Origin of the sequence: Streptosporangium jomthongense (assembly GCF_042650425.1) — a bacterium.
Classification (GTDB): domain Bacteria; phylum Actinomycetota; class Actinomycetes; order Streptosporangiales; family Streptosporangiaceae; genus Streptosporangium.
The window spans coordinates 513,149-539,411 of record NZ_JBHSBC010000001.1 but is presented as its reverse complement, the minus strand read 5'-3'; the positions used below and the strand labels follow the sequence as shown (position 1 = coordinate 539,411).

At 70.7% G+C, this 26,263-nt stretch carries 18 protein-coding genes; 15 read left to right on the top strand and 3 right to left on the bottom strand.

What is annotated here, in order from left to right; genetic code table 11:
- Positions 1-36: 36 nt before the first annotated feature.
- Both ACFOYY_RS02575 and mycP read right to left on the bottom strand, forming a co-directional pair.
- Positions 37-2,328: a serine/threonine protein kinase gene (locus ACFOYY_RS02575; RefSeq protein ID WP_386187386.1), complete on the bottom strand. Its 2,292-nt coding sequence runs from the start codon at positions 2,326-2,328 to the stop codon at positions 37-39.
- A 102-nt stretch (positions 2,329-2,430) separates the two neighbouring features.
- Complete coding sequence (gene mycP, locus ACFOYY_RS02570) at positions 2,431-3,588, bottom strand: type VII secretion-associated serine protease mycosin (protein ID WP_362909463.1); 1,158 nt, start codon at positions 3,586-3,588, stop codon at positions 2,431-2,433.
- 148 nt (positions 3,589-3,736) lie between these two features.
- On the opposite strand from mycP, the gene ACFOYY_RS02565 reads away from it, so the two are divergent.
- From ACFOYY_RS02565 to ilvC, 15 genes are all read left to right on the top strand, one after another.
- A complete protein-coding gene (locus ACFOYY_RS02565) occupies positions 3,737-4,765 on the top strand; it encodes a methionine synthase (protein ID WP_352010214.1) in 1,029 nt (342 codons plus the stop codon).
- Between the two features lie 149 nt (positions 4,766-4,914).
- On the top strand, positions 4,915-7,095 hold the full coding sequence (gene ligA / locus ACFOYY_RS02560; RefSeq protein WP_352010215.1) for an NAD-dependent DNA ligase LigA: 2,181 nt from the start codon (positions 4,915-4,917) through the stop codon (positions 7,093-7,095).
- 158 nt (positions 7,096-7,253) lie between these two features.
- Entirely contained in the window at positions 7,254-9,335 is a 2,082-nt protein-coding gene (locus ACFOYY_RS02555) for a putative bifunctional diguanylate cyclase/phosphodiesterase (protein ID WP_386187381.1), read from the top strand.
- A 177-nt stretch (positions 9,336-9,512) separates the two neighbouring features.
- Entirely contained in the window at positions 9,513-9,812 is a 300-nt protein-coding gene (gene gatC / locus ACFOYY_RS02550; RefSeq protein WP_352010217.1) for an Asp-tRNA(Asn)/Glu-tRNA(Gln) amidotransferase subunit GatC, read from the top strand.
- The gene (gene gatA, locus ACFOYY_RS02545; protein WP_386187377.1) at positions 9,809-11,299 is read left to right on the top strand and encodes an Asp-tRNA(Asn)/Glu-tRNA(Gln) amidotransferase subunit GatA; all 1,491 of its coding nucleotides are present in this window, start codon (positions 9,809-9,811) and stop codon (positions 11,297-11,299) included. Before gatC ends, gatA begins: the two co-directional genes overlap by 4 nt.
- 42 nt (positions 11,300-11,341) lie before the next feature.
- A complete protein-coding gene (locus ACFOYY_RS02540; RefSeq protein ID WP_386187374.1) occupies positions 11,342-12,430 on the top strand; it encodes an AAA family ATPase in 1,089 nt (362 codons plus the stop codon).
- Positions 12,427-12,993, top strand: coding sequence for a hypothetical protein (locus ACFOYY_RS02535; RefSeq protein ID WP_352010220.1), 567 nt, complete (start codon positions 12,427-12,429; stop codon positions 12,991-12,993). The genes ACFOYY_RS02540 and ACFOYY_RS02535 overlap by 4 nt, the downstream gene beginning before the upstream one ends.
- Before the next feature lie 171 nt (positions 12,994-13,164).
- The gene (gene gatB, locus ACFOYY_RS02530; protein ID WP_362909453.1) at positions 13,165-14,670 is read left to right on the top strand and encodes an Asp-tRNA(Asn)/Glu-tRNA(Gln) amidotransferase subunit GatB; all 1,506 of its coding nucleotides are present in this window, start codon (positions 13,165-13,167) and stop codon (positions 14,668-14,670) included.
- 198 nt (positions 14,671-14,868) lie between these two features.
- Complete coding sequence (locus ACFOYY_RS02525; protein ID WP_352010222.1) at positions 14,869-15,237, top strand: SH3 domain-containing protein; 369 nt, start codon at positions 14,869-14,871, stop codon at positions 15,235-15,237.
- A gap of 241 nt (positions 15,238-15,478) precedes the next feature.
- Positions 15,479-17,584 (top strand): VanW family protein, encoded by a 2,106-nt coding sequence (locus ACFOYY_RS02520; protein WP_362774192.1) that lies wholly within the window; start codon positions 15,479-15,481, stop codon positions 17,582-17,584.
- A gap of 50 nt (positions 17,585-17,634) precedes the next feature.
- A complete protein-coding gene (locus tag ACFOYY_RS02515) occupies positions 17,635-18,543 on the top strand; it encodes a 2-hydroxyacid dehydrogenase (RefSeq protein WP_386187369.1) in 909 nt (302 codons plus the stop codon).
- Between the two features lie 360 nt (positions 18,544-18,903).
- Entirely contained in the window at positions 18,904-21,564 is a 2,661-nt protein-coding gene (locus ACFOYY_RS02510) for a putative bifunctional diguanylate cyclase/phosphodiesterase (RefSeq protein ID WP_386187366.1), read from the top strand.
- A gap of 296 nt (positions 21,565-21,860) precedes the next feature.
- Complete coding sequence (locus tag ACFOYY_RS02505) at positions 21,861-23,624, top strand: acetolactate synthase large subunit (RefSeq protein WP_352010226.1); 1,764 nt, start codon at positions 21,861-21,863, stop codon at positions 23,622-23,624.
- A 64-nt stretch (positions 23,625-23,688) separates the two neighbouring features.
- Positions 23,689-24,213, top strand: a complete 525-nt coding sequence (ilvN, locus tag ACFOYY_RS02500) for an acetolactate synthase small subunit (protein ID WP_184720112.1) — start codon at positions 23,689-23,691, stop codon at positions 24,211-24,213.
- Between the two features lie 49 nt (positions 24,214-24,262).
- The gene (ilvC, locus tag ACFOYY_RS02495; RefSeq protein WP_352010725.1) at positions 24,263-25,243 is read left to right on the top strand and encodes a ketol-acid reductoisomerase; all 981 of its coding nucleotides are present in this window, start codon (positions 24,263-24,265) and stop codon (positions 25,241-25,243) included.
- Between the two features lie 89 nt (positions 25,244-25,332).
- On the opposite strand, the gene ACFOYY_RS02490 is transcribed toward ilvC, so the two are convergent.
- Positions 25,333-26,112: a CAP domain-containing protein gene (locus tag ACFOYY_RS02490; protein ID WP_386187361.1), complete on the bottom strand. Its 780-nt coding sequence runs from the start codon at positions 26,110-26,112 to the stop codon at positions 25,333-25,335.
- Positions 26,113-26,263: the final 151 nt, after the last annotated feature.

The following is a 26,263-nucleotide window of genomic DNA, read 5'->3' as shown; positions in this document are numbered from 1 at the left end:
CCCCGACGTCGTCGTTGCGAGGCACTCAGAGGCGCGTCATCCGCAGTTGGCCGGCGGGGCGCTGGCGCTGTCCGCCGAGTTGCCACCGCTGATGCTCACGCACTTGCCCTTCGCGGGCAGGATCACCGGGCCCGCGTAGTACTTGAACTCCCCGCGCTCGGTCTTGCTCCCGCCGTCCTTCACCTGAAGGGTGGCCCAGACGGAGGTCGCCTTCCCGATGTCGGTGGTCTTCATGGTGACCACGCAGTTCGAGCCGGTCGAGGAGTTGTAGAGCTGGTAGACGGCTCCGCCGGTGAAGGGCACGGACCGCTGCACGTAGTAGCCCGCCCCGCAGGCCTGCTGCGGCGTGTAGGGGTTGGTCTGCGGCCGGGACTCCTCGGCCGGGGGCTTGGCCGTCGAGGGCTCGGCGGTCGGCTGGAGCGGCGGCCTGACGTTGCCGGGCTCGATGGGCTTCTCCGAAGGACGCTCCGTCTCGGGCTTCGTCTCGGGCTTCGCGGTCCTGGTCGGAGTCGACCGTACGGTCTTGGTCTCCTCGGGGGTGCGCGCCGTCCGGGTCGGCGTCGGCGACGGCGTCGGCCTCGCGGCGTGGGTCGGCTGTGCGCTCGCGCTCGCCGCGGGCGTCGGGGTGGCCGTCGGAGCCGGTGAGGGGGAGGCCGTCTGGCTCGGCTCGGGGCTGCCGTTCGGCGACGGGGACGCCGTGGAGGTCCCGCTGGGAGAGGCCGTGGGAGACCCGCTGGGGGACGCGGTCGCGGGCCCGCTGGGCGGGACGGTGGGAGTCACGGTCACGGTGACGGTCGGCGTCGGCGTGTGGGCCTGCGTCGGCTCGGCCGTCTGGCTCGGCTTGCCCGTCGGCTTCCCGGTCGGCTTCGCCGAGGTTTCCGCGGTCGGCGCCGTGCTCGGGGGCGCGGGGACGTTGGTCGGCGGAATCGGGGGCGTGGTCGGTACGGCGGGCGGCGGGGTGGTGAACGAGGTCAGCGTCGGCACCGGGGGCTCACCCGTCGGCGCCTCCGTGGTCAGCTGGAGCGGGGCGACGTCCGGGACGTTCGGGTCGGGCGTCGTGCCCCACGGCACGGTCACCCGGTCCGAGGGGTCGTCGGTGCCCTGCTGTCCCTGACCCCCCGTGCCGTTCGTCGGGTACGGCTGCCGCCCCTTGCCCTGGTCGACCAGTTCGAGGGGGTTCGCGACCTTCCCGTCGGCGGAGGCGCGCTCGACGTTGTTGAGCGAGGTGTAGTTCCCCGCGGCCCAGATGCCCGCTCCGGCCAGTACGGCGACCGTGCCGACGCAGGCGGCCAGCAGAAGCCCGCCGGGCTTCTTGCTCCCCGTGGTCGTGGCCGCGACCTGCAGCACGATGGGCGGCTGCGTCGAGGCCGAGGTGTCCTTGGGCAGCGGCGGCGCGCTCCATCCCGCGGACGCCGCAGGCTGCGAGGCGGCGGCGTCCTGCTGCTGGGGCACGGCCGGTGCGACGGCGTCCCCGGTGACTGCGCTCCCCGTGACGGCGCCTCCGGTGACGGCGCCCCCCGTGACGGCCGTGCCGGTGAGGGCGGGCCGGTCGCCGAGCAGTTGCAGCATGGCGGCCTTGGTGTCGGGACGCTGCTGCGGCTGCTTGTCGAGGCAGGAGATCAGGAGGGCGGTCAGCGCGGGCGCGAGCCCGGTGAGGTCGGGGGAGCCGTTGAGCACGGCCTGCGGGTCCCCGCCGAAGGGGGCGCGGCCGGTCGCGGCGTAGGCGATGGTCGCGGCCCAGGCGAACAGGTCCGCGGGCCTGCCGGGCGCCGGTGCCGGACCGCCGGTGAGGTTGGCGTGGACCAGCTCGGGGGCGTGGTAGTCGGGCTCGGGCCCGGTGACGCCGAGGGCGGTGTCGCGCACCCGCGGACCCTCCGCGCTCAGCACCACGGTGTCGGGGTTCAGCCCGCCGTGGGCGAGGCCCGCCAGGTGGATGGCGGTCAGGGCGGCGAGGGTGCCGGAGGCCAGCCGCTCCAGGGCGTCGGGGTCGAGCGGTCCGTCCGCGGTGACCGTCTCGCGCAGGGAGCGGCCCTCGACGTGCTCGTGGACGACGTAGGGGGAGTCGTCGAACCAGCCGACCTCGACAAGCTTGGCGGTGTGCGCGCCGGAGATCCGCTTGGCGGCGTGCAGCCGGTTGGTGATCCGCTCCCGCGTCTGGGGGTCGGCACCGGGAAGCGCGGGCAGCAGGCGGATGACCCGGGTGGTCTCCTGATCGGGAAGACGCCCCAGGTAGACGGTCTGACCGGAGGCGTCGCCGAGACGTCCGGTGAGGAGGTAGACACCAATCCGTTCCGGATCTTCAGGTGTCAATGGGTTGAAATCCCCCATCGGCCATCCTTCCAACTCAACTATTGATAAAGGCTGCTATAGGTATATCTAGGGCTATCAAAGCAAATCTGATCAGTGAAGTTCACATGTTTCACAGCTCTTTCATGTCTGTTCTCCCGGATGCCCTGGCTGCCATCCCCGGCGTCGGCCTCGCGGCACGGCGAACCTGAACACCACGGCCAGCAGGACTCCGGCGAGACAGAGCAGGGCGACCCACAGCGTGATCGAGACGCTCAGGGCGTCCTCGGGAGGCGTGCGCCGGATCGCGTCGGCGGGCAGCGGGGCGGGCTCCTGCGGCGCCAGGGCCACCTCGTCCGAGGCCATGATCGTCGAGACGGCCAGCAGCGGGTTGACCATCCCGGCGCCGCTGCCCGTCCCCGAGGCGCCGTCGGCGGTCCGCGCGATGCGCCAGCGCACCTGGTCCTTGTTCAGCTCCGGGTAGCGGGAGCGCACCAGAGCCGCGACGCCCGACACGTAGGCCGCCGCGAAACTGGTGCCGTTCTCCTTCTCGACGTAGGAGCGCCCCGGCCAGGTGCTGGTGATGTCACTGCCGGGGGCCAGCACGGTGACGGGGGTCATGGAGTTCGAGTAGTCGGCGACGCTCCCGTCGGAGTTGGCCGCGCCGACCGAGATGACCCCGGGATAGGCGGCCGGATAGGCGGGGGCCGGAGTGCCGTCCTCCTTGTTCACGTTGCCCGCCGCGGCGACCACGACCGCGTCCTTGGCCAGCGCGTACGCGACCGCGTTGCGCAGGTCGGGCTGGTCGCTCGCCTGGATGGAGACGTTGATCACGTCGGCGCCGAGCTGGGCCGCCTTGACGATGCCCAGGGCCAGCCTGCCCAGGTCGCCCTCGTCGCCCAGGGGCTGCTTGATGGAGATCAGCCTGGCCTCGGGCGCGACCCCCGCGAAGGGCACCCCCTTGAGCCTGGCCCCGCCGATGATGCCCGCGACCGCGGTGCCGTGACCGACGCAGTCGGCCTTGCCGGTCTCTGTGAGGTCGAACGCGGTCACCCGGGTCAGCTGGGGATGCGTGACGTCCACGCCGCTGTCGACGATCGCCACGGTCACCTTGGCGCCCCTGGACAGCCGCCACGCCTGCGGCAGGTTGAGCCGCCGCTGCCCCCACGGCTCCGCGATGCTCGTCGTGCCGCGCTTCGGCGCGCACCTGGTGGGCGCGGCCACGGCGGGAGCGGCGGTTACGGCCCCCGCGGTCACGATCGCGATGGCCGCGGCCGTCAGCCTTCGCGTGAATCCGTTCACCTTCTGTCCCCCAAGACCGGTGATACCGGGCAGAACCCTACTGAACCCGATCAAGCGCCGTCACGGTGTCCGGCGGTCCTAAGCTGACTGCCGTGACCGGGCGAGGCGGGCGGGTGCCCGGGGTTCGGTGAGAGGGCGGGGAGCGGACATGGGAGAACACACGGCCGGGACCGCGGCCGGATACGCGTGGGGCGAGGCGACGGCGACGGGCGTCGGGTCGCACCCGGGGCAGGACCACGAGGAGGCGATCAGGGTCGTCTTCGGGGAGCTTTCCGCTCTGCCGTACCTCCCCGAGCTGCCCGGACGAGGCGTCGGCGCCGACATGATCGGGCGGTCCGCCTCGCTGCTGGTCGAGCTGGCCGTCGAGGTCCAGCCCTCGGGATGGCGCTTCGCCGACCGGCCGGGACGCGACGCCAGGCGGGCCCGTGACCACCTGCTGCGCGACCTCGACGCCCTTGAGGAGGCGGCCCAGGGGTACCGGGGGCCGTTCAAGATCCAGGTGGCCGGGCCGTGGACGCTGGCGGCGACCGTCGAGCTGCGCCACGGCGACAGGACGCTCGCCGACCCGGGGGCGGTGCGCGACCTGGCCGCCTCCTTCGCCGAGGGGCTCGCCGCGCACGTCGCCGACGTGCGCAAGAGGGTGCCGGGCGCCACGGAGATCGTGCTGCAGCTCGACGAGCCCGGCCTGCCGGGAGTGCTGGCGGGTACGGTCCCGACCGCGTCCGGCTTCGGGCGGCTGCCCGCCGTCGAGGCCCACGACGCCACCGAGCTGCTCGGCTCCGTGCTGCCCGGGGGAGTCTTCCCGATCGCCCACTGCTGCGCGCCCAGGGTGCCCTTCGGCGTCCTGCGTGAGGCGGGCCTTCGCGGCCTCTCGCTGGACGCCTCCCTGCTCAGGCGACGCGACGAGGACGCGATCGGCGAGACGATCGAGGCGGGGATCGCGCTCTTCCTCGGCGTCGTGCCCGGCACGGACGCGCCGCTGCCCGACATCGGGGTGATCGCCAGGCCCGCCGCGGAGCTGTGGAGCAGGCTCGGCTTCCCCGCCTCGACGCTGGCCTCGCAGGTCGTGCTCACCCCCGCGTGCGGGCTGGCCGGGGCCTCACCCGCCTACGCCAGGACCGCCCTGGCCACCTGCGCGCGGGCGGCCCGCGTGCTGCGGGAGGACCCGGGCGAGTGACCTCCCCGGCCGCGGGGCCGTACGGCGGTCGCGTGACCAGGGCGGGCTCGTCCGCGGAGCTTGTCCATGGGCGGGTAACGGCGCCGCGCACTGTCGGTGGTCGGCGATAGCGTTCTCCTCGTTTCCGGTTGACGAGGGGAGAGCCTGCGATGGGCGCTGAGGTCGAGGGTGTGCCGGTTGCGGCGCTTGAACGGCACGCGGAGCTGGCTGAGCTGGCCGACGAGGCCAACTGGCGTTACTACGTGCTCGACTCACCGACCGCGAGCGACGCCCAGTACGACGCGTGGATGCGCGAGCTGCGCGCCCTTGAGGAGGAGCATCCGGCCCTGCGCACGCCGGACTCCCCGACGCAGAAGGTCGGCGCGCCGATCTCCAGCGACTTCACGGCGGTCGCCCACCTGCAGCGGATGGAGAGCCTGGACAACGCCTTCAACGCCGACGACCTGCTCTCCTGGCAGGTCAGGGCGGAACGGCTCGCCGAGCGCGAGACCGCGCCCTACCTGTGCGAGCTGAAGATCGACGGCCTGGCCATCGCGCTGGTCTACGAGAAGGGCCGCCTGGTGCGGGCCGCGACCAGGGGCGACGGCCGCGTCGGCGACGACGTCACGGCGAACGTGCGCACGATCGCCGACGTCCCCCAGCGGCTCACCGGCCCGGACGTGCCCGACCTCGTCGAGGTCAGGGGCGAGGTCTACATGCCCGTCGAGGGCTTCAGGAAGCTCAACGAGCAGCTGGTCGAGGCGGGCAAGCCCCCCTTCGCCAACCCCCGCAACTCCGCGGCGGGCTCGCTGCGGCAGAAGGACCCCAGGATCACCGCGCAGCGACCACTGCACATGATCGTCCACGGTGTCGGCAAATGGGAGGGCGAGCCCCTGCCCCCGACCCAGTCGGCGGTCTACGAGCGGCTCAGGGCGCTGGGCCTGCCGGTCAGCGACCTCTACAAGGTCGTGGACGACCTCGACGGCATCAACGCCTTCATCGAGTTCTACCGCGAGCACCGCCACGACCCGGTCTACGAGATCGACGGCGTCGTGGTGAAGATCGACCGCATCGAGATCCAGCGCAACCTGGGCTCGACCAGCAGGGCGCCCCGCTGGGCCATCGCCTACAAATACCCCCCGGAGGAGGTCAACACCAAGCTCCTGGACATCCAGGTCGGGGTCGGCCGCACGGGCCGGGTCACGCCGTACGGCGTCATGGAGCCGATCGTGGTCGCGGGCTCGACGGTCGAGCGGGCGACCCTGCACAACGGCTCCGAGGTCGCGCGCAAGGGCGTGCGCGTCGGCGACACCGTGGTGCTGCGCAAGGCGGGCGACGTCATCCCGGAGATCGTCGGCCCCGTCGCCGACCTGCGCGACGGCACCGAACGCGAGTTCACGATGCCGACGCACTGCCCGGAGTGCGGCACGGAGCTGGCCTACGAGAAGGAGGGCGACGCCGACCTGCGCTGCCCCAACACCAGGGCGTGCCCGGCCCAGCTGCGTGAGCGCATCTTCTTCGCCGCCGGGCGCAGGGCCTTCGACATCGAGGGGCTCGGCTACGTCGCGGCGACCGCGCTGACCCAGCCGCTGCCGCCCCAGGAGCCGCCGGTGCGCACCGAGGCCGACCTGTTCGACCTGACCGTCGAGCGGCTGCTGCCGATCAGGTCCGTCGTCCGTGATCCCGACACCGGCCTTCCCAAGACCGACCCGGAGACCGGTGAGCCCAGGGTCGTCACCTTCTTCGCCAACCAGAGCGGCGAGCCGAGCAAGAACGCCGAGAAGATGCTGGAGGAGCTGGAGCGGGCGAAGGACCAGCCCGTCTGGCGGGTGCTGGTCGCGCTCTCGATCCGGCACGTCGGCCCGCCCACCGCGCAGGCCGTCGCCGCCGAGTTCCGTTCGATCGACGCGATCGAGCGGGCGACCGAGGAGGAGCTGGCCGCCGTCGAGGGGGTCGGCCCCCGGGTGGCGGCGGCGATCCACGACTGGTTCCAGGTCGACTGGCACAAGGAGATCGTGACCCGCTGGAGGCAGGCCGGGGTCCGCATGGAGGACGAGCCTCCCGCCGACCTGCTTCCGCGGACGCTCGAAGGCCTGACGTTCGTGGTGACCGGGACGCTGGCGACCTTCACCCGTGACGAGGCGGGCGCGGCCCTTTCAGCCAGGGGCGGAAAGGTGTCCGGTTCGGTGTCTAAAAAGACCTCTTTCGTGGTCGTTGGGGAGAACGCAGGCTCCAAATATGACAAGGCCGTCAAGCTCAAAGTGCCGATTCTCGACGAGGATGGCTTGCGGGTCCTGCTGGAGGAGGGGCCGGAGGCGGCTGCCGCGGTGGCGGTGACGCCGGAGGAGTGACCACGGGGGCGAGAGGCCGACCAGGGGAAACGACGAGCGGGGGGCCGTTCCGTGACAGGTGCTTCGAATGGCCGGTGACGGAACGTGCGCAATTGGTTCCGCGAAGTGGCCCAGAGGCCGTACTCTCCCATAGTGAACTAATGGGGGTTTTGTTACTCATGGCCGACCCAAATGACACACGCGACACAGGTCCGCGTGCGGGCTCACCGCTGTGGGCCTATCTCACCACCGTCATCACGCTCGGGTTCACGGCTCTCCTGCTGGCCCAGTGGCTGACCGGCCCCGCGCACCTGGCGGGGCTCGCGCGCAGCCCGATGTTCTGGATGCTGGCCGTCCTGGTCGTCCTGGGCGAGCTGCGGCCGGTGATGCTGTCGTCGTCGATGACGGTCGGGGGCACCTACCCGTCGACGATGTTCACCTTCGCGGCCCTGCTCCACTACGGGCTGCCGGTGGCGGTGCTGACGCAGGCGGTCGCCATCGTCGTCAACAGCGCCGTCACCCGTAAGGCGTGGCACCGGGTCATGTTCAACATCGCCCAGACGACACTGGCCCTCACGGCCGCGGGGGCCGTGCTCGCCGTGCTCTGCCGCCACGCGGCCCCGGCGATCTCCTGGGTGCCCGACGGGCGTGACCTGCTCGCGATCGCCCTGGCCGGGCTCGCCTACTTCTCGGTCAGGGCGCTGCTGGTCTCCGGCGCGGTCGCGCTGCACGAACGGCGCTCCCTGCACCGGGTGATCAAGACAACGATCGGCCACCAGAGCCTGGTCTACGCGGGCCTGCTCGGCCTGTCCCCGCTGGTCGTGGTCGTGATGAACGACTCCCCGGCGCTGGTGCCGCTCTTCCTCGCGCCGATGGCCGCCGTCTACTTCACCGCGACCCTTTCCGTACGGCGCGACCACCAGGCCACCCACGACGGGCTGACCGGCCTGCCCAACCGCAAGATGCTCGTCGGCCGCAGCGAGGAGGCCATCGCCGAGGCGAGGGCCGGGGAGAAGGTCGGGCTCTTCCTGCTGGACCTCGACCGGTTCAAGGAGGTCAACGACACCCTCGGCCACCCCGTCGGCGACCGGCTGCTGCAGATCGTGGCGCACCGGCTCACCCACAGCGTACGGCCGGGCGACGTGGTGACCAGGCTCGGCGGCGACGAGTTCGCGGTGCTGCTGCCCTCGATCAGGGACGCGGCGGCGGCCAGGGAGGTGGCCGCGCGGCTGCGGGTCGCCCTCACCGAACCGGTCAGGCTGGAGGGCATGACCTTCGACCTGGACGCCTCGGTCGGCATCGCCCTCTACCCCGACCACGCCCCCGACTTCGAGATGCTGATGCAGCGTTCCGACGTGGCGATGTACCTCGCGAAGGAGGCGCGCACCGGCGTCGAGGTCTACGTCGCGGAGAAGGACCGCAACAGCCCCGAGCGGCTCAACCTCATGGGCGACCTGCGCAGGGCCATCGACCGCCGTGAACTGCGTCTTCACTACCAGCCCAAGCTGGAGCTGGCCAGCGGCCAGGTGCGCGGGGTCGAGGCGCTGCTGCGGTGGCGCCACCCCGAGCGCGGGATGATCTCGCCGGGGGAGTTCGTGCCGATGGCGGAGCAGTCCTACCTCATCCGGCACCTTACCCAGTACGTCATCGACGAGGCGCTCGAACAGGCCGCGCACTGGTGGCGGATCGGGCTCAACGAGCAGATCTCCGTCAACGTCTCCGCCCGTGACCTGCTCGACTCGACCCTTCCCGACCTGCTGGGGGCCGGGCTCGCGCAGTACCACCTGCCGCCGGAGGCGATCCAGCTGGAGGTGACCGAGCGCGTCCTGATGACCGACCAGGCCTACACCGCCGACGCCGTCCGCGCCCTGAACGCGCTCGGGGTGCAGCTCGCGCTGGACGACTTCGGCACCGGCTACTCCTCACTGGTGCGCCTGCAGCGCCTGCCGGTCTCCGAGGTCAAGATCGACGCCTCGTTCGTCAGGAGGCTCGGCGAGTCCGTGGACGACGAGCGGATCGTCCGCTCCATCATCGACCTGGTCCGCTCGCTGGGGCTGCGCTCGGTCGCCGAGGGCGTCGAGTCGGACGAGGTGGCCGCCCGCCTGGCCGAAATGGGCTGCGAACTGGCCCAGGGACGGCTCTTCACCGAGCCCATGTCCGCCGCCGACGCGACCGTCTGGCTGAGCGAGCACCGGGACAGGGCCGTGCCCGACCTCGGATTCCTGCGCGGAAGCGAGGTTCTCGACCCCCAGACGGCCTGATCCCCGGCGAAGGCCGGCACGCGCGCTCCCGGGCGGTTCGGTGACGGCCGCCCGGTGACGCGGGGGCCCGTGAAGACGCCGGAAGGGAGGGCGCGGGTTATTGGGTCAGGTACGTCAGGTCACGAGCCCTAGGATGACAGTGTCCAATTGCCATTCACGAAACGGGTTCAACGACTCATGTCCGCCATAACCCGCGACGAGGTCGCTCACCTCGCCAGGCTGTCCCGGCTGGCGCTGGCCGACGAGGAACTCGACCACTTCGCCGCGCAGCTCGATGTGATCATCGGTGCGGTCGCCCGCGTCGCCGAGGTGGCGGCCGACGACATCCCGCCGTCCTCGCACGCGCTTCCGCTCACCAACGTCTACCGCCCAGACGAGGTACGGCCCGGCCTGACGCCGCAGGAGGCGCTGGCCGCCGCCCCGGCCGTCGAGGACGACCGCTTCCGTGTTCCGCGCATCCTCGGGGAGGAAGCATGAGCCTCGTCCACACCTCAGCCGCCGAACTCGGCGCGCTGGTCGCCGGCGGCGAGGTCTCGGCCGTCGAGGTCGCCCAGGCCCACCTCGACCGGATCGCCGAGGTGGAGCCGAAGGTCAACGCCTTCCTGCACGTCGACGCGGAGACGACGCTCGCGCAGGCCCGCGCCGTCGACACCCGCCGGGCCGCCGGGGAGCGGCTCGGCCCGCTCGCGGGTGTGCCGATCGCGCACAAGGACGTCTTCACGACCACGGACATGCCGACCACGGCCGGTTCCAAGATCCTTGAGGGGTACCGCCCGCCGTACGACGCGACCGTGACCAGGCGGCTGCGTGAGGCGGGCCTGGTGATCCTCGGCAAGACCAACCTCGACGAGTTCGCGATGGGCTCCTCCACGGAGAACTCGGCCTACGGGCCGACCCGTAACCCGTGGGACCTGTCGCGCATCCCGGGTGGTTCCTCGGGTGGTTCCTCGGCCGCGGTCGCCGCCTACGAGGCCCCGCTGTCCACCGGCACCGACACCGGTGGCTCGATCCGCCAGCCCGCGGCCGTCACCGGCATCGTCGGCATGAAGCCGACCTACGGTGGCTCGTCCCGTTACGGGCTGATCGCCTTCGCCAGCTCCCTGGACACTCCCGGCCCCTTCGCCCGTAACGTGCTGGACGCCGCGCTGCTGCACGAGGCCTTCTCCGGGCACGACCCGATGGACTCCACCTCCGTGGACGCTCCGGTGCCCTCCGTCGTCGAGGCGGCGCGCAACGGCGACGTCGCGGGGCTGCGCATCGGCGTGGTCAGGGAGTTCGGCGGCGACGGCTACCAGCCCGGGGTGCTCGCCCGCTTCCACGAGAGCGTCGAGCTGCTCGAATCACTCGGCGCCAAGGTCGTCGAGGTCTCCTGCCCGTCGTTCACCACGGCGCTGCCGGCCTACTACCTGATCGCGCCGTCCGAGGCCTCCTCCAACCTGGCCCGCTTCGACGCCATGCGGTACGGCCTGCGCGTCGGTGACGACGGCACGCGCAGCGCCGAGGAGGTCATGGCGCTGACCAGGGCCGCCGGGTTCGGTCCCGAGGTCAAGCGGCGCATCATCCTGGGCACCTACGCCCTGTCCAGCGGCTACTACGACGCCTACTACGGCCAGGCGCAGAAGGTCCGCACGCTGATCGCCCGCGACTTCGAGGCGGCCTTCAACCAGGTGGACGTGCTGGTCTCACCGACCACGCCGACCACGGCGTTCCCGATCGGCGAGCGCGCGGACGACCCCATGGCGATGTACCTCGCCGACCTGTGCACCATCCCGACCAACCTGGCGGGCAACGCGGCCATCTCGGTGCCGTGCGGCCTGGCGGACGAGGACGGGCTGCCCGTCGGCCTGCAGATCATGGCCCCGGTGCTCGGCGACGACCGCTGCTACCGGGTCGGCGCCGCGGTGGAGAGGGCGCTGGAGGGCCGTTGGGGCGGCAGCCTGCTGTCCAAGGCCCCGGTGCTCTAGGGCACGGGTAAGGCGAGAAAGGAAAACAGGGGGAAAGGCGGCATGATCACTCGGATCGAGATAGACGGGTTCAAGTCATTCTTGAACTTCGTCCTCGACGTGCCGCCCTTCCTGGTGCTGGTCGGCCCGAACTCCAGTGGCAAGTCGAACCTGTTCGACGCCCTGGACTTCGTGGCCGCCGAGGTCACCGGCCAGGGCGGTCTGCTGGGCGCCTCCAGGGGCCTGCCCGCCGAGCAGTTCCACCGGGTCGCGCGGGGGACGCCCGTGCCGGGGTTCGTCGTCTCCGTCGAGACCCTGGTCACCCCCGAGCCAGGAGCCCTGCTGCCGGTCAGGTTCGACGCGGGCGCGGAGATGGTCCTGAAGATCCCGAGGTCGAGCGGGGTCGTCGTCAGCCACGTGGCCAGCGACCTGCCGGAGGAACTCCTGGAGCTCATGGTCGAGGACCCCGAGCCCGAGGAGACGCCCCGCCGTACGGTCACCGCATGGCGGCGTTACGTGCCGGAACCGCGGGTCATGCGCGGGCGCTGGTCCGCCGAGGACCGCGGGCCGCTGGCCGCGGACGGCCGCAACCTCGCGGCGGTGCTCGGGCGGATGGCCGGTACGGCGGCGCTCGCCGACCTGACGGCCGACCTCGCGGGAATCGTGCCCGACGTGGTCGCGCTGGTGCCCAGGACCGAGCGGGAGGAGTGCTCCTTCGAACTGGTCGTCGACGGCCAGGGAAGCGTCCCGACGCCCCTGCTGTCCGACGGGACCCTGCGCGTCCTGGGCCTGCTGGCCGCCCTGCACGACCCCGACCACCCGGGCACCCTGCTGGTCGAGGAGATCGAGAACGGCGTGCACCCGACGCGGCTCGGCGAGCTGCTGCGGCGGGTCAGGCAGCGGATCACCCGGCCGGGGGGCGTGGAGCCGCACCGGCAGGTGATCCTCACCACCCAATCGCCGGTGGTGGTCGCCGAGACCTACCGGGCCGACCCGGACGCGCTGACCTTCCTGGACACCGCGGTCCGCGTCGATCCCGACAGGGACCGGGTCTCCCGGGTGACCGTGGCCAAGTCCGTCCAGCCGGACGGCGAGCCGGGCACGTTCGTCTCGCCACGGCAGGTCGGCAAATACCTCGGGACGGCGGCATGAGCCGTCCGCTGGTACCCGGCCTGATCGCCAGGGGAGAGGTCGAGGAGGGCTTCCTCGGCATCGTGATCTCCCGCCAGCTGCGCGAGCTGACCTGGATGTCCCCGCACACGGTGGACGTCGGGGCCACGGAGGTCGTCTCCTCCGGCAGGGAGGGCGTGGTCACGGCGCTTGAGGAGCTCGCCGCCGACTGCCACCTGCTGTTCACCCACGAGAGTGAGCGTGAGCGCGGCAAGGGCGACGGCGTCCGCTACCACTCGCACTACCTGGTGCCCGTCATCGGCCTGGGGGAGACGGAGCGGTGGCTGCTGGCCGACCGGGCGATGTGGGCCCGGCTTGAGGGCAGCGACCTCGGCCTGCTCCCCGCCCGTCCCCGTGACGCGGACAGGATCACCGACCCGGAGGCCGTGCTGGCCGCGACCGTTCCTCAGCGGGGCAAGCCGATCGGCGACTACCTCCAGTACGCGGGGCGCAACATGGACCTCGCCGTGCTGGCCCAGGTCCCCGGATACGCCGACTGGGTCGCCGAGACGAGGAACGCACTGAAAGGACTTGGTTACCTGTGAGCGGGAGGAGTCCCGGCACAGCGGGCGGAGCGGCGCGCAGGACGCGGGCGCTCCGCGGAGTGAACGAGGAGGGTGATCGACCGATGAGCGCGCGAGAGCCCGACGCAGCGGGCGGAGCGGCGCGCGAGGTGCGAGTCTCCCGCCCAGTCAACGAGGATTGGTGAACAACCGATGAGCACGGAAACGCTGATGCCGTACGACGAGGCGCTTGAGCGCTTCGAACCGGTGCTGGGCCTGGAGACGCACGTCGAGCTGGGCACGGCCTCGAAGATGTTCTGCGGTTGCCCGACCACGTTCGGCGCCCCGCCCAACACCCAGGTGTGCCCGGTCTGCCTGGCGCTGCCCGGGGCGCTGCCGACGGCCAACGCCGCCGCGATCGAGTCGACGATCCGCATCGGCCTTGCGCTCAACTGCTCCATCGCCGAGTGGTGCCGCTTCGCCCGGAAGAACTACTTCTATCCGGACATGCCGAAGAACTACCAGATCAGCCAGTACGACGAGCCGCTCTGCTTCGACGGCTACCTCGACGTCGAGGTGGACGGCAAGACCGTGCGGATCGAGATCGAGCGGGTCCACCTGGAGGAGGACACCGGCAAGTCCACCCACGTGGGCGGCGCCACCGGGCGCATCCACGGCGCCGACTACTCGATCGTCGACTACAACCGCGCGGGCATCCCGCTGGTCGAGATCGTCACCAAGCCGATCCCGGGCACCGACCGGCTCGCCCCCGAGGTCGCCCGCGCCTACGCCACCGAACTGCGCGAGGTCATGCGCGCGCTCGGCGTCTCCGACGTGCGCATGGAGGAGGGCTCCATGCGGTGCGACGTGAACGTCTCCCTCATGCCGCGTGGCGCGACCGAGTGGGGCACCCGTACCGAGACCAAGAACGTCAACTCGCTGCGCAGCGTCGAGCGTTCGGTCCGCGGTGAGATCTCCCGTCAGGCCGCGATCCTGGCCGACGGCGGCGTGATCATCCAGGAGACCCGGCACTTCCACGAGGACACCGGCACCACCACCTCGGGGCGTTCGAAGGAGGAGGCGCAGGACTACCGCTACTTCCCCGAGCCCGACCTGGTGCCGATCGCGCCGGACCCCGCGTGGGTCGCCGAGCTGAAGGCCGCGCTGCCCGAGCTGCCGCGCGTACGGCGCCTGCGGCTCCAGCGGGAGTGGGGCGTGTCCGACCTGGACATGGAGTCCATGCACAACATCGACGCCATCGACCTGGTCGAGGCGACCGTCGCCGCCGGGGCCCCGCCCGCCGACGCCCGCAAGTGGTGGATGGGCGAGCTGGCCCGCAGGGCCAACGAGGCGGGCGTCCCGCTCGGTGAGCTGGCGATCACCCCCGACCAGATCGCCAGGGTGTGCGCGATGGTCGCCGGGGGAGCGCTGAACGACAAGCTGGCCCGCCAGGTGCTCGAAGGCGTGCTGAACGGCGAGGGTTCCCCCGACGAGGTGGTCGCCGCGCGCGGCCTGCAGATCGTCAACGACGAGGGTGAGCTTTCGGCGATCATCGACCAGGTGCTGGCGGACAACGCCGCCGCCGCGGAGAAGGTCCGCTCCGGCAAGATCGCCGCGGTCGGCGCCCTGGTCGGCGGCGTCATGAAGGCCAGCAGGGGCAAGGCGGACGCGGCCCGCGCCCGTGAACTCCTGCTGGAGAAGCTCGGCGTCTCCGAGTAGTCCCTGCCGGAGGCAGTCAGGTTTCGGCCGGCTTCGGCCGACGAAAGGCCCCACCGATTTGGTGGGGCCTTTTTGTTATCTGGAAATCACTTTCTCCCACTAAATGTGCATTGACTGGGGTTGTTAACTTCTTGCACAGTAATCACATTAATCTCCCCCTTCTCTCTGGTGCCGCACAGCCCGAGATCGGAGAATTCCATGAAGAGACAACTGGCGCTCCTCGCCGTGCTCTCGGCCGCCGTCTGCGGGACGTCGGCCGTCGTCACCCCGGCGCAGGCCGCCGTTTCCGCCGTCACGAGCGCCCGGGCGATCGACGCCATGGTGATCGCCAACGGCGTCCGGCTGAGATCGACCCCCGGCGGAAGCTGGGTGGTCGGCTACCTCTACTACGGGGATTACGGACAGATCCTCAGCGTCAGTTCGGGCACCTGGTGCCAGTTCAGACTCGGCGGAAGGTCGGCCTCGGGACTACCCGCGGGAACCGTCGGATGGGCCTCCTGCTCATACTTCGCCACCGAGGACGGAGTGCGTTTCTCGCAGACGGCCGTCGACGCGCTCGGCGCCTGACAGGGGCCGGGCCCGCCGTACGGACTCATCTCCAGGCCCCGTACGGCGGGCGCGGCTCGGGGTGCGGAAAACCACTCCGACGGTGCCGGAAAAGGCGGGAAAGGGCCCTTGCGAAGCACGAACCATGCCGCAAACCCGCCATGCCGAGGTGATTTGTTACCGCTCACCAAGGGTGCCCGCGGACGGTTGTGGTTTAGGGTTGCCGGAAGCAGAGGTCACGAAGCAGGAGGAGCCTGAGGAAGTGCGGAACGGAGCGTCGACAGATCCGCCGACCGACCCGTTCGCGGCGGTGCCCCTGCCCTCGCATCCCGTTCCCCCGGGCGCCCGTGACCCCGCCCAGCCGCCGGGAAACAGGCCCAAGGGGCGTTCGAAGCTGCCCCCCGGCGTCTCCCCCGACATCTTCGGCCCCACCGGTTCGCCCGGTCTGCTCGGTCCTACCGGTTCTCCCGGCCCGCGCGGCGCCGGCGGACAGCAGGGCCCCATGAACCCCGGCGCACCGGGATCCCCCGGTTCGCCCGGCCTGCCACCGCCCGCCCCCAAACCGGAGCCCTGGCGGATGGCGACCCCCCAGGACAAGGCCGCCCCGTCGCGTCAGGAGTCCGCACCCGGTGACGCGGGACCTCCCCGGGGAGGGTCACCCCGCACCGAGGGGACACCCGCACGCCGTGGCGGACGCGGGCTGCTGCTGACCCTGCTGCTCCTGCTGGTGCTCGGCTGCCTCGCCTACGGCATCCCCGCGATCGTCATGGCGGGCAAGATGCTGCCCGGCACCAACGTCAGGGGCGTCGACATCGGCGGGCTGACCGCCACCGAGGCCGCCGAACGGCTCAGGGACAAACTCGCCGCCCCCGCCACCAGCGCGATGACCCTGCGGGCCGCGGGCAAGGAGTACACCCTCGACCCCGAGGAGGCCGGGCTGGAGTTCGACGTCGTCGCGACGATCGACCAGGCGCCGAGCGACTTCCCCTCGCCGGGAGAGGTCTGGCGGGCCCTCACCGGGACCAACGACCTGAACCCCAAGATCTCCGTCGACCCCGAACTCATGAAGAACGCCGTCAAGGGACTGGCGAGAAGGATCGACCTCAAGGTCAGGGACGGCGAGGTCACCTTCAAGGGCACCCGGCCCGTGGCCGTGGCCCCCAGGGACGGCCGCAAGCTGGAACAGGAGGCGGCGGCGGACGCCATCGCGAAGGCCTTCCTCGGCTCGCCCGGAGCCGTCGACCTGCCCGTCTCGGTGATCAAGCCGAAGGCCACCCCCGAGGCGGTCGAACAGGCCAAGACCGCGGCGACCAAGGCGCTCTCCGGCCCGGTGACCCTGGTCCGCGGGGACAAACAGGTGCGAATGACGGTCGAGACCCTCGCCGCCCACCTGTCCTACGAGCCCGGCCCGGAAGGTGAGATGCGTCCCGTCTTCGACGCCAAGGGCGCCGTCGCCGACCTGGAGAACGGTCTCGTCGACCCCGGACTGGCCCCCAGGGAGCCCACCTTCGAGATCGTCGGCGACAAGCCGAAGCTGGTCCCCGGGCACAAGGGGCAGGGTGTCGACACCGGAAAGCTCGCCGACGACATGGCCGCCATGCTCGCCAAGGGCGGCGAACGGAGCGTCCAGGTCACGCTCACGACCGTCGAACCGAGACTCTCCGAGGCTCAGGCGCGTGCCCTCGGCATCAAGGAGAAGATCAGCGAGTTCACCACCCCGTACGTCTGCTGTCCGCCCAGGGTGACCAACATCAGGACCCTGGCCAAGATCATGGACGGCTACATCGTCAAACCCGGCGAGACCTTCTCCCTCAACGGCGTCATCGGCGAACGCGACACGGCCCGGGGGTTCGTCCCGGCGCCGATGATCCAGGGGGGCAGGCTGATCGACTCGGTCGGCGGGGGCATCTCCCAGTTCGTCACGACCATGTACAACGCGGTGTTCTTCGGCGGCCTCGAAGACGTCCAGCACGTGCCACACGAGTTCTACATCTCGCGCTACCCGGCGGGCCGTGAGTCCACGGTCTCCTGGCCGGAGCCCGACTTCCGCTGGCGGAACGACTCCAAGTACGGCGTGCTGGTGAAGACCTCCTACACCGCGAGCGGTGTCACGGTCGCCTTCTGGAGCACCAAGCGCTACGACATCGAGTCGATCTCCTCGGAACGTTACAATCTCACGCCGTTCAAGAGCGTGACCGAGAGCGGCCCGGGCTGCATCCCCATGGAAGGCCAGCAGGGCTTCACGATCGACGTCTGGCGGATCTTCAAACAAGACGGCGAAGAGATCAAACGCGTCAAGCAGACCACCGTCTACCGCCCCGAACTAAACCTGAAGTGCGTGGCGGGCGGAACACCCCAGACGGAGTGATTCGCGGCGCCGAAGGCGCCGCAAAGAGGCACGGCGCAATAATCGGGGCCATGAGAATCTGGGTCCCCTCGCAGGCCGCGGCTGATGTTCTTCGTGATCTCCCCGATGTGGAGTGCGTCGTCTACGACGGGACCGGGCCGACGCCCGAGGGGATCGGGGAGGTGGAGGTCTGGGTTCCGCCGTTGATCCCGCCCTCGCTGGTTCCCGAACTGCTCGGTCGGATGCACGGGCTGCGGTTGCTGCAGACGGTCACCGCCGGGGTCGACGCCTACCGGCCCCACCTGCCCGAGGGCGTGGTGCTGTGCAACGCGCGGGGCGTGCACGACGCGGGTACCGCGGAGTGGGTGGTCGGGGCCATGATCGCGGTGCTGCGGGAGTTCCCGGGGTTCGCCGCGGCCCAGGGGCGGGGGGAGTGGACCTACCACCACACCGGGGTGCTGGCCGACTCGACCGTGCTGGTCGTCGGGTACGGCTCGATCGGCCAGGCGCTCGAACGGCGGCTCGAAGGCTTCGAGGTGGACGTCGTGCGGGTCGCGCGGACGGCGCGGGAGGGCGTTCACGGGCAGGACGAGCTGCCCGAGCTGCTGCCGAAGGCGGATGTGGTCGTGCTGCTGGTGCCCGCGACCCCCGCGACCACGGGGCTGGTCGACGCGGCCTTCCTGGCGTCGATGCGGGACGGCGCCCTGCTGGTGAACGCGGCCAGGGGCGGGGTCGTCGACACCGACGCGCTCGTGGCCGAGCTCGAACGGGGCAGGCTGGTCGCCGCACTCGACGTGACCGACCCGGAGCCGCTTCCCGCCGGTCACCCGCTGTGGTCGGCACCCGGGGCCTTCATCACCCCGCACGTCGCGGGAAGCACCCCCGCCTCGGGGCGGCGCCTGCTGAGGTTGCTGCGCTCGCAGCTGCTGAGACACCTCGCCGGAGAGCAGCTTAAAAACGTGATCACCGGTTCGTACTGACCGGGAAAGGATTCCCGACCGTGGCTGCCTCGTGACCTGGGGTGCGTACGGTGAATTACTGCGAGTCCGATCGCTCGCGCGGTTATCGGATCGGTGACGACTCCGGCGTTGTCACCATCCGCGTCAGCCGGAGAGCACACACTGATCGTGTGCCGTCGTGGGACGCGGAGGACGAAGGACGACGCGTTCTCGACGGCAACGCGGGCACGGCAAACGGAGACCGCCGCGCACGCGAGACGAACCGAAACCGATGGGCAGACGACATTGATCCGCTGGCGTGACCCCCGGGTAGCGCTGACCGCCGCGGCCTTGACCGGCGTGGCGGGGCTGGTTGCCGCCTTTCTCAGTGGTGCTGCCGTTGTGATCGTCGGCGCGGTCGCGGGCGTTACGGCCGCGGCGTTCGCCGCGTTCTCGCTGTTCGCCGCCGCGCGCCGTCCGTCCGACCGGGCCAGCGCGCTGGCCTGGCGCTGGCTCGCCGCGGGCAGCGCCACCTGGCTGGTCGGCATCGCCGTACGGCCGCTGGCCGACGGGACTCCCTTCGTGGTGACGTTCGCCGATCTGGTCCTGCTCGCGGGCACCGCGATGCTCGCCGTCGGCACCGGTCTGTGCGCGGTCAGACAGGCGCGTGGTCAGGCGCTGTTACGGGACCTGGCCGACGCCTATGTCTGCGCGGCCTCGCTCTTCGTCATCGGCTGGGTGTCGTTGTTCGGCCCCGCCTACCGCGACGCGGGTGACGCGGGAACTTTCGCGGTCACCCTCGCCTCACCGTTGCTCTGCCTGGTCCTGGCCTGCGCGGTCGGCCCGGCCGTCGTGCCCGCCAGACGTTCGGCCTGGCCGGTCGGGCTCGCGGCGCTGGCCGTACTCGCGGCGGTCACCGCCTCCGAGACCGTCACCGCGCTGGCCAGACTGACCGGTGACGAGCCGCCGCTGGGCCAGGTGTGGCTGGCGCCCGCGGCCTTCCTGCTGCTCGCCGCGGTCGCGTGGAGTGACCGTACGGCCCGCCCTGACATCTCCGGCGAGGACCGGGACGAGGCGGCAGGCGACGCCATGGCGGAGGCCGGGGCGGAGCCGGGGGAGCAGCAGGAGACCGAGTCCTCTGCGGCGGAGGGCGAGACGGAGGAACTGGTCGGGCAGACGGCCTCCTCGCTGCTGTCCGCTGCGCCGCTGGTCCTGGTCGTGGCCGCCGCCGTGGTCGTGCTCCTGCGGGTGCTCGGCGGTGGCGTCCAGGGGCCGGTGCCGGTCCTGGCGCTGGTCTCGGTCTCGGTCGTCGTCGTCCTGGTGCTGCGGCTGTTCGTCGTGCTGATGGAGACCGGCCGGATGCGGCGCCTGGTCGATCTCGGGGAACGGCAGCTGCACGACCTGGCGGAGAGCACCGGGGACGTGGTCCTGGTGTGCGACTACGAAGGCGTGGTGCGTGAGATCGGCGAGGGCGTCGAGACCACGTACGGCTACCGCCCCGAGGACATCGTGGGCAGGAGGATCTTCGACTACATCCACCCGGAGGACGTGCCCGCCATCCAGGTGGCGATGCGCGCGATGAGTCTGGACGAGGAGCCCGCCGAGAACGCGGGGACCTGCATGGTCGCCTGCCGGGTCAGGGCGTCGGACGGCACCTGGCGGCCGACGGAGTCGGTCGCGACCCGCCGGGTCCGCGGCGAGGAACTGCTGCTGGTGACCACCAGGGACGTCAGCGACCAGGAGGCCCTGCGCAACCAGGTCGCCCATCTGACCTTCCACGACGGTGTCACCGGGCTGCCGAACCGGGCCTACTTCGAGGAGCGAACCCGGGAGGTGCTGGCCCGTCCCGGTGCGGGCGCCGCGGCCGTGGTCTTCCTCGATCTGGACGGTTTCACCGCGGTCAACGACTCGGTCGGCCACGCCAGCGGCGACTACCTGCTCGGCCAGGCGGCCCGCAGGCTGCGCGCGGCCGTACGGGCCGACGACACGCTGGCGCGGTGGGGCGGGGACGAGTTCGCGGTGCTGCTCGAAGGGGCGACGGACGCCCAGACGGCGGTCGACCTGGCCGAGCGCCTGGTCCGCACGGTCTCCTCGGAGCCGTTCCGGGTGGCGGACCGCGACGTCGCGCTGACCGCGAGCGTGGGGGTCGCCTTCGCCGACGAGGACGTCTCCTCGGCCGATCTGATCCGTAACGCGGACGTGGCGATGGCCCGCGCGAAGGAGCTGGGCGGGCGCCGGGTCGAGGTGTTCGCCGCGCACATGCACACCGATGTGGTCAGGCGCCTCGAACTGGCCGCCGACCTGCAGCGGGCGCTGCTGGAGAACCAGTTCGCCATCGAGTACCAGCCGGTCGTCGACCTGGCCACCTCACGGGTCACCGCGGTCGAGGCTCTGGTGCGCTGGTGGCGGGGGAGCGCCTTCGTGCCGCCCGAACTCTTCCTCGGCCCGGCGGAGGACACCGGCCTGATCGTGCCGTTGAGTGAGTGGATCCTGCGTGAGGCCTGCCGGGAGGTCGCCTCCTGGCACGCCTCCTCGTGGAAGATCGGCCTGTCGCTGAACCTGTCGGCCCGCCAGATCATGGCGCCGCGCTTCGTGGAGAGCGTCGAGTCGGCCCTGTCGGAGAGCGGCCTGCCGCCCAGCGCGCTGACCCTGGAGGTCATCGAGGAGATGCTGGTCGAGGACGCCGAGGAGACCGTCAACCGGCTCTCCGAGCTGCGTGAGCTGGGCGTACGGCTGGCCATCGACGACTTCGGCACCGGTTACGCCTCGCTCGCCCTGCTGCGGCAGCTCCCGGTCGACATGATCAAGATCGACCCGTCGTTCGTCTCGGGTCTCGGACGCGACGAGACGCTGACCCTGCTGACCCGCACGATCGTACGGCTCGGCCACGATCTCGGCCTGATCGTGGTCGCCGAGGGCATCGAGCGTCAGGAACAGCTCGAACTGCTGCGTGAGATGGGGTGCACCAGGGGGCAGGGCTTCCTGGTCGCGCGGCCGATGGCGGCGCGCGGGGTCGACTCGCTCATGCACACGGACATGCCGAGCATGCCGAGTGGCGTCTGACGGACCGGCCAGCCCTTGAAGGTCGTTTTACCTGGTCAGCGACCTGGAATGGGAAAGGTGCCGTCCAGGTTCCCGTATTTTTCCGTCTCGTATCGTGAGATCACCGTCCCATGAATTTGACGTGGGCCCGGTACGTCGGCCATGGTGGACCCATGCATCACCGTGGGATTCTCGTAGTACTTCGCCGGCGCGCGGGCCGATAGCGAAGCACCTCGTCCTGCGCGCCGCCCCAGATCCGCCATCCCCGGCGGGATGGGGCATTTTTTATGCCGTTGTAGAGATCGACCCCATCAAACATGCTCAGCCACACAAGGAACGAGCCGATGACCGAACAGATGACAGGAGCCCAGGCCCTCGTGAGGGCACTGGAGAACGTCGGAGTCGACACTGTGTTCGGGATTCCGGGCGGCGCGATTCTTCCCGCCTACGATCCCCTATACGACTCTGTCAAGGTCCGGCACGTGCTCGTACGGCACGAGCAGGGCGCCGGACACGCCGCCCAGGGCTACGCCCAGGCCACGGGCAAGGTCGGGGTCTGCATGGCGACCAGCGGCCCGGGAGCGACCAACCTGGTCACGCCGATCGCCGACGCCTACATGGACTCGGTCCCGATCGTCGCCATCACCGGCCAGGTGACCAGCGCGGCCATCGGCACCGACGCCTTCCAGGAAGCCGACATCTCCGGCATCACCATGCCGATCACCAAGCACAACTTCCTGGTGACCGACCCGGCCGACATCGCCAGGACGATCGTCGAGGCCTTCCACATCGCGGGGACGGGCCGTCCCGGGCCGGTGCTCGTGGACATCTCCAAGGACGCGCTGACCAACAAGACCGTCTTCCAGTGGCCCCCGGTGATGCAGCTCCCCGGCTACCGCCCGGTGACCAGGCCGCACTCCAAGCAGATCCGCGAGGCGGCCAAGCTGATCGCCGAGTCCAAGCGCCCTGTCCTGTACGTGGGCGGCGGCGTGCACAAGGCAGGGGCGGCCGGGGAACTGCTGGAGTTCGCGGAGCTGACCGGCATCCCCGTGGTCACCACGCTGATGGCGCGCGGCACCTTCCCCGACAGCCACCGCCAGCACCTGGGCATGCCCGGCATGCACGGCTCGGTGCCCGCCGTCGGCGCGCTGCAGCGGGCCGACCTGCTCATCGGGCTCGGCGTCCGCTTCGACGACCGCGTCACCGGCAACCTGGACAGCTTCGCGCCGTACGCCAAGATCGTCCACGCTGACATCGACCCGGCGGAGATCTCCAAGAACCGGCACGCCGACGTCCCGATCGTCGGCGACTGCAAGGAGGTCATCACCGAGCTGATCAACGCGGTGCGCAACGAGAGCCGCAAGGGCGACTACAGCGAGTGGTGGAGCCAGCTCGACGCCTACCGGGAGACCTACCCGCTGGGCTACACCGAGTTCGAGGACGGCTCCATCGCCCCGCAGTACGTCATGCAGCGGCTGAGCGCGGTCGTCGGCCCCGACGCGATCTACACCGCGGGCGTCGGCCAGCACCAGATGTGGGCCTCCCAGTTCATCGGCTACGAGAACCCCGGCTCCTTCATCAACTCCGGCGGCGCGGGCACGATGGGCTTCGCGGTCCCCGCCGCGATGGGGGCGAAGATGGGCAGGCCGGACACCACGGTGTGGGCCATCGACGGCGACGGCTGCTTCCAGATGACCAACCAGGAACTGGCCACCTGCGCCATCGAGGGCGTGCCGATCAAGGTCGCGATCATCAACAACGGCAACCTCGGCATGGTCAGGCAGTGGCAGACGCTCTTCTACAACCAGCGCTACTCCAACACCAACCTGCAGACGGTCCGCCGCATCCCCGACTTCGTGAAGCTCGCCGAGGCCTACGGCTGCGTCGGCCTGCGCTGTGAGCGCCCGGAGGACGTGGACGAGGTCATCAAGAAGGCCATGGAGATCAACGACGTGCCCGTCGTGATCGACTTCGTCGTCCACGAGGACGCCATGGTCTGGCCGATGGTCGCGGCCGGGACCAGCAACGACGACATCAAGTTCGCCCGTGACATGGCGCCCGTCTGGGACAGCGAGGACTAGCGGTGGGCGAGCGGACCGACAGGCACAGCGGTGTTCCGGCGGACGGCCGGGCGAAGGGAATGGCATGAGCAGGCACACGCTCTCCGTGCTGGTCGAGAACAAGCCGGGCGTGCTCGCGCGCGTCGCGGCGTTGTTCAGCCGTCGCGGTTTCAACATAGACTCGCTGGCGGTCGGGCCGACCGAGCACGAGGACATCTCCCGGATGACCATCGTGGTCAACGTCGAAGACCTCCCGCTTGAGCAGGTCACCAAGCAGCTCAACAAGCTGATCAACGTGCTCAAGATCGTGGAGCTCGACCCGGCTCAGGCCGTGCACCGTGAACTCACCCTGATCAAGGTGCGGGCCGACGCCGAGAACCGTTCGAGCGTGCTTGAGTTGGTCAACCTCTTCCGGGCGCGCTGCGTGGACGTGGCTCCGGACGCCGTGACGATCGAGGTCACCGGCACTCCGGACAAGCTGCAGGCCTTCATCAAGCTGCTGGAGCCGTACGGCATCAAGGAGCTTGTCCAGTCGGGCATGGTGGCCATCGGCCGCGGTGCCCGTTCCATCACCGACCGTTCTCTCCGGGCCCTGGACCGGAGCGCGTAGACCGTACGAGCCGTACGGGAAAACCCGAAAGGTTAAGAGAGTGACTGAGATCTTCTACGACGACCAGGCCGACCTGTCGATCATCCAGGGCCGGCACGTGGCCGTCCTGGGCTACGGCAGCCAGGGCCACGCCCACGCGCTCTCCCTGCGCGACTCCGGCGTGGACGTCCGGGTCGGCCTGCCCGAGGGCTCCAAGAGCCGCGAGAAGGCCGAGGCCGACGGCCTGCGCGTCGTGTCGCCCTCGGAGGCCGTCGAAGAGGCCGACCTGACCATGATCCTCGCGCCGGACCACATCCAGCGCCACCTCTACGCCGAGCACGTGGCCCCGAACCTCGTCGAGGGTGACGCGCTGTTCTTCGGCCACGGCCTGAACATCCGCTACGGCCTCATCGAGGCGCCGGAGGGCGTCGACGTGGCCATGGTCGCCCCCAAGGGCCCGGGTCACCTCGTCCGCCGCCAGTACACCGCCGGGCGCGGTGTGCCCTGCCTCGTCGCCGTCGAGAAGGACGCCAGCGGCAACGCCTGGGACCTGGCCCTGTCCTACGCCAAGGGCATCGGCGGCACCCGCGCGGGCGCGCTGAAGACGACCTTCACCGAGGAGACCGAGACCGACCTGTTCGGTGAGCAGGCCGTCCTGTGCGGTGGCGTCTCCGAGCTGATCAAGGCCGGGTTCGAGACCCTGATCGAGGCCGGCTACCAGCCCGAGGTCGCCTACTTCGAGTGCCTGCACGAGATGAAGCTGATCGTCGACCTCATGTACGAGGGCGGCATCCACAAGATGTACTGGTCGGTCTCCGACACCGCCGAGTACGGCGGCTACTCCCGTGGCCCGCGCGTGGTCACCAAGGAGACCAAGGAGGAGATGCGCCGCATTCTCGCCGAGATCCAGTCGGGCGAGTTTGCCAAGGAGCTCGTCGAGGAGTTCGACAGCGGCCAGAAGAAGTTCACCGCCTACCGCGAGGAGCTGGCCGAGCACCCGATCGAGAAGACCGGCGCCAAGCTGCGTCCGATGATGAGCTGGCTCAAGTAGCGGGGCCCGTCAGAGCGGTCGCCGTACGGCCCGCGTCCCCGCGACGGTTCACGTCACGGGGGCGCGGGCCGTACGCGTCTCCGCCGGGGTCAGTGCCTGGCGAAGTCCTGTGTCCAGTAGACACGGCCGCGCGGGCTGGTGGCCACGCCGATCCCGATGTGGGTGTAGGAGCAGGTCATGATGTTGCGCCGGTGACCCGGGCTGTTCATCCAGGCCTTGACCACCTCGGCCGGGGTCCGCTGGCCCCAGGCCATGTTCTCCGCCCACGCCGACAGCGGGCTGAACCCGGACGCCTTGATCCGGTCGGTCATGGTCCTGCCGTCCTTGGACGTGTGGTTGAAGTAGTTGTTGGCCGCCATGTCGGCGGAATGCCCCTGGGCGGCCGAACGCAGCCGGGAGTCGTCCCTGAGGGCCGGGCAGCCTCCGGCCCGTCGTTCGGCGTTGGTCAGCCGGAGCACCTCCTGGACGGTCTTGGGGACACCGCACGACAGGGTGGCGTTCTTCGAACGGCCGGTGTTGCCCTGGTCGTCGGTGACGACGGCGTAGTAGACACCGGAGACGCACGGCGCCGTCACGGTGACCCGTCCGTTGACGCCCCGCAGGGAGGCGCTCCTGACGGTGGGGTCGGTGCCGGTCCTCTCCTGCACGATCCGGATGCGGACCAGGGCGCTGCCGGTGCAGCCGACCCGGATGGCGGAGGCCTGGATCTTCCCCGCGGAGGACACGGCCGGGGCGGCGGCGTAGACACGGCACTCGGCCTGCCGTACCTGCGGCGCCGTCACGGCCTCGGCACTCTGGGCGGTGGCGCTCGGTGCGCCGAGCGCCACCAGGCCCCCGGCACAGGCGAGTATCCCCAGAGGTCTGCGCATGGTGGTTCCTCCAGATCGTTGGGCGCTGGATGGGTTCCGCATTCTGCCGGGGGCGTGCCGTCCGTGTCACCACGTCTCGGCCGACGATCACGGTCTCCGGCCCGCGCGACGATCCGGAAACGTTTCCGCCCTCCGGGAGCGTCACCCGGGA

Coding starts and splice junctions, on each gene's coding strand:
- gatB (WP_362909453.1), top strand. CDS start 13,165: ATGAGCACGGAAACGCTGATGCCGTACGACGAGGCGCTTGAGCGCTTC.
- ACFOYY_RS02515 (WP_386187369.1), top strand. CDS start 17,635: ATGAGAATCTGGGTCCCCTCGCAGGCCGCGGCTGATGTTCTTCGTGAT.
- ilvN (WP_184720112.1), top strand. CDS start 23,689: ATGAGCAGGCACACGCTCTCCGTGCTGGTCGAGAACAAGCCGGGCGTG.
- ACFOYY_RS02505 (WP_352010226.1), top strand. CDS start 21,861: ATGCTCAGCCACACAAGGAACGAGCCGATGACCGAACAGATGACAGGA.
- ACFOYY_RS02555 (WP_386187381.1), top strand. CDS start 7,254: ATGGCCGACCCAAATGACACACGCGACACAGGTCCGCGTGCGGGCTCA.
- gatC (WP_352010217.1), top strand. CDS start 9,513: ATGTCCGCCATAACCCGCGACGAGGTCGCTCACCTCGCCAGGCTGTCC.
- ligA (WP_352010215.1), top strand. CDS start 4,915: ATGGGCGCTGAGGTCGAGGGTGTGCCGGTTGCGGCGCTTGAACGGCAC.
- ACFOYY_RS02490 (WP_386187361.1), bottom strand. CDS start 26,112: ATGCGCAGACCTCTGGGGATACTCGCCTGTGCCGGGGGCCTGGTGGCG.
- ACFOYY_RS02540 (WP_386187374.1), top strand. CDS start 11,342: ATGATCACTCGGATCGAGATAGACGGGTTCAAGTCATTCTTGAACTTC.
- ACFOYY_RS02535 (WP_352010220.1), top strand. CDS start 12,427: ATGAGCCGTCCGCTGGTACCCGGCCTGATCGCCAGGGGAGAGGTCGAG.
- gatA (WP_386187377.1), top strand. CDS start 9,809: ATGAGCCTCGTCCACACCTCAGCCGCCGAACTCGGCGCGCTGGTCGCC.
- ACFOYY_RS02565 (WP_352010214.1), top strand. CDS start 3,737: ATGGGAGAACACACGGCCGGGACCGCGGCCGGATACGCGTGGGGCGAG.
- ACFOYY_RS02575 (WP_386187386.1), bottom strand. CDS start 2,328: ATGGGGGATTTCAACCCATTGACACCTGAAGATCCGGAACGGATTGGT.
- ACFOYY_RS02525 (WP_352010222.1), top strand. CDS start 14,869: ATGAAGAGACAACTGGCGCTCCTCGCCGTGCTCTCGGCCGCCGTCTGC.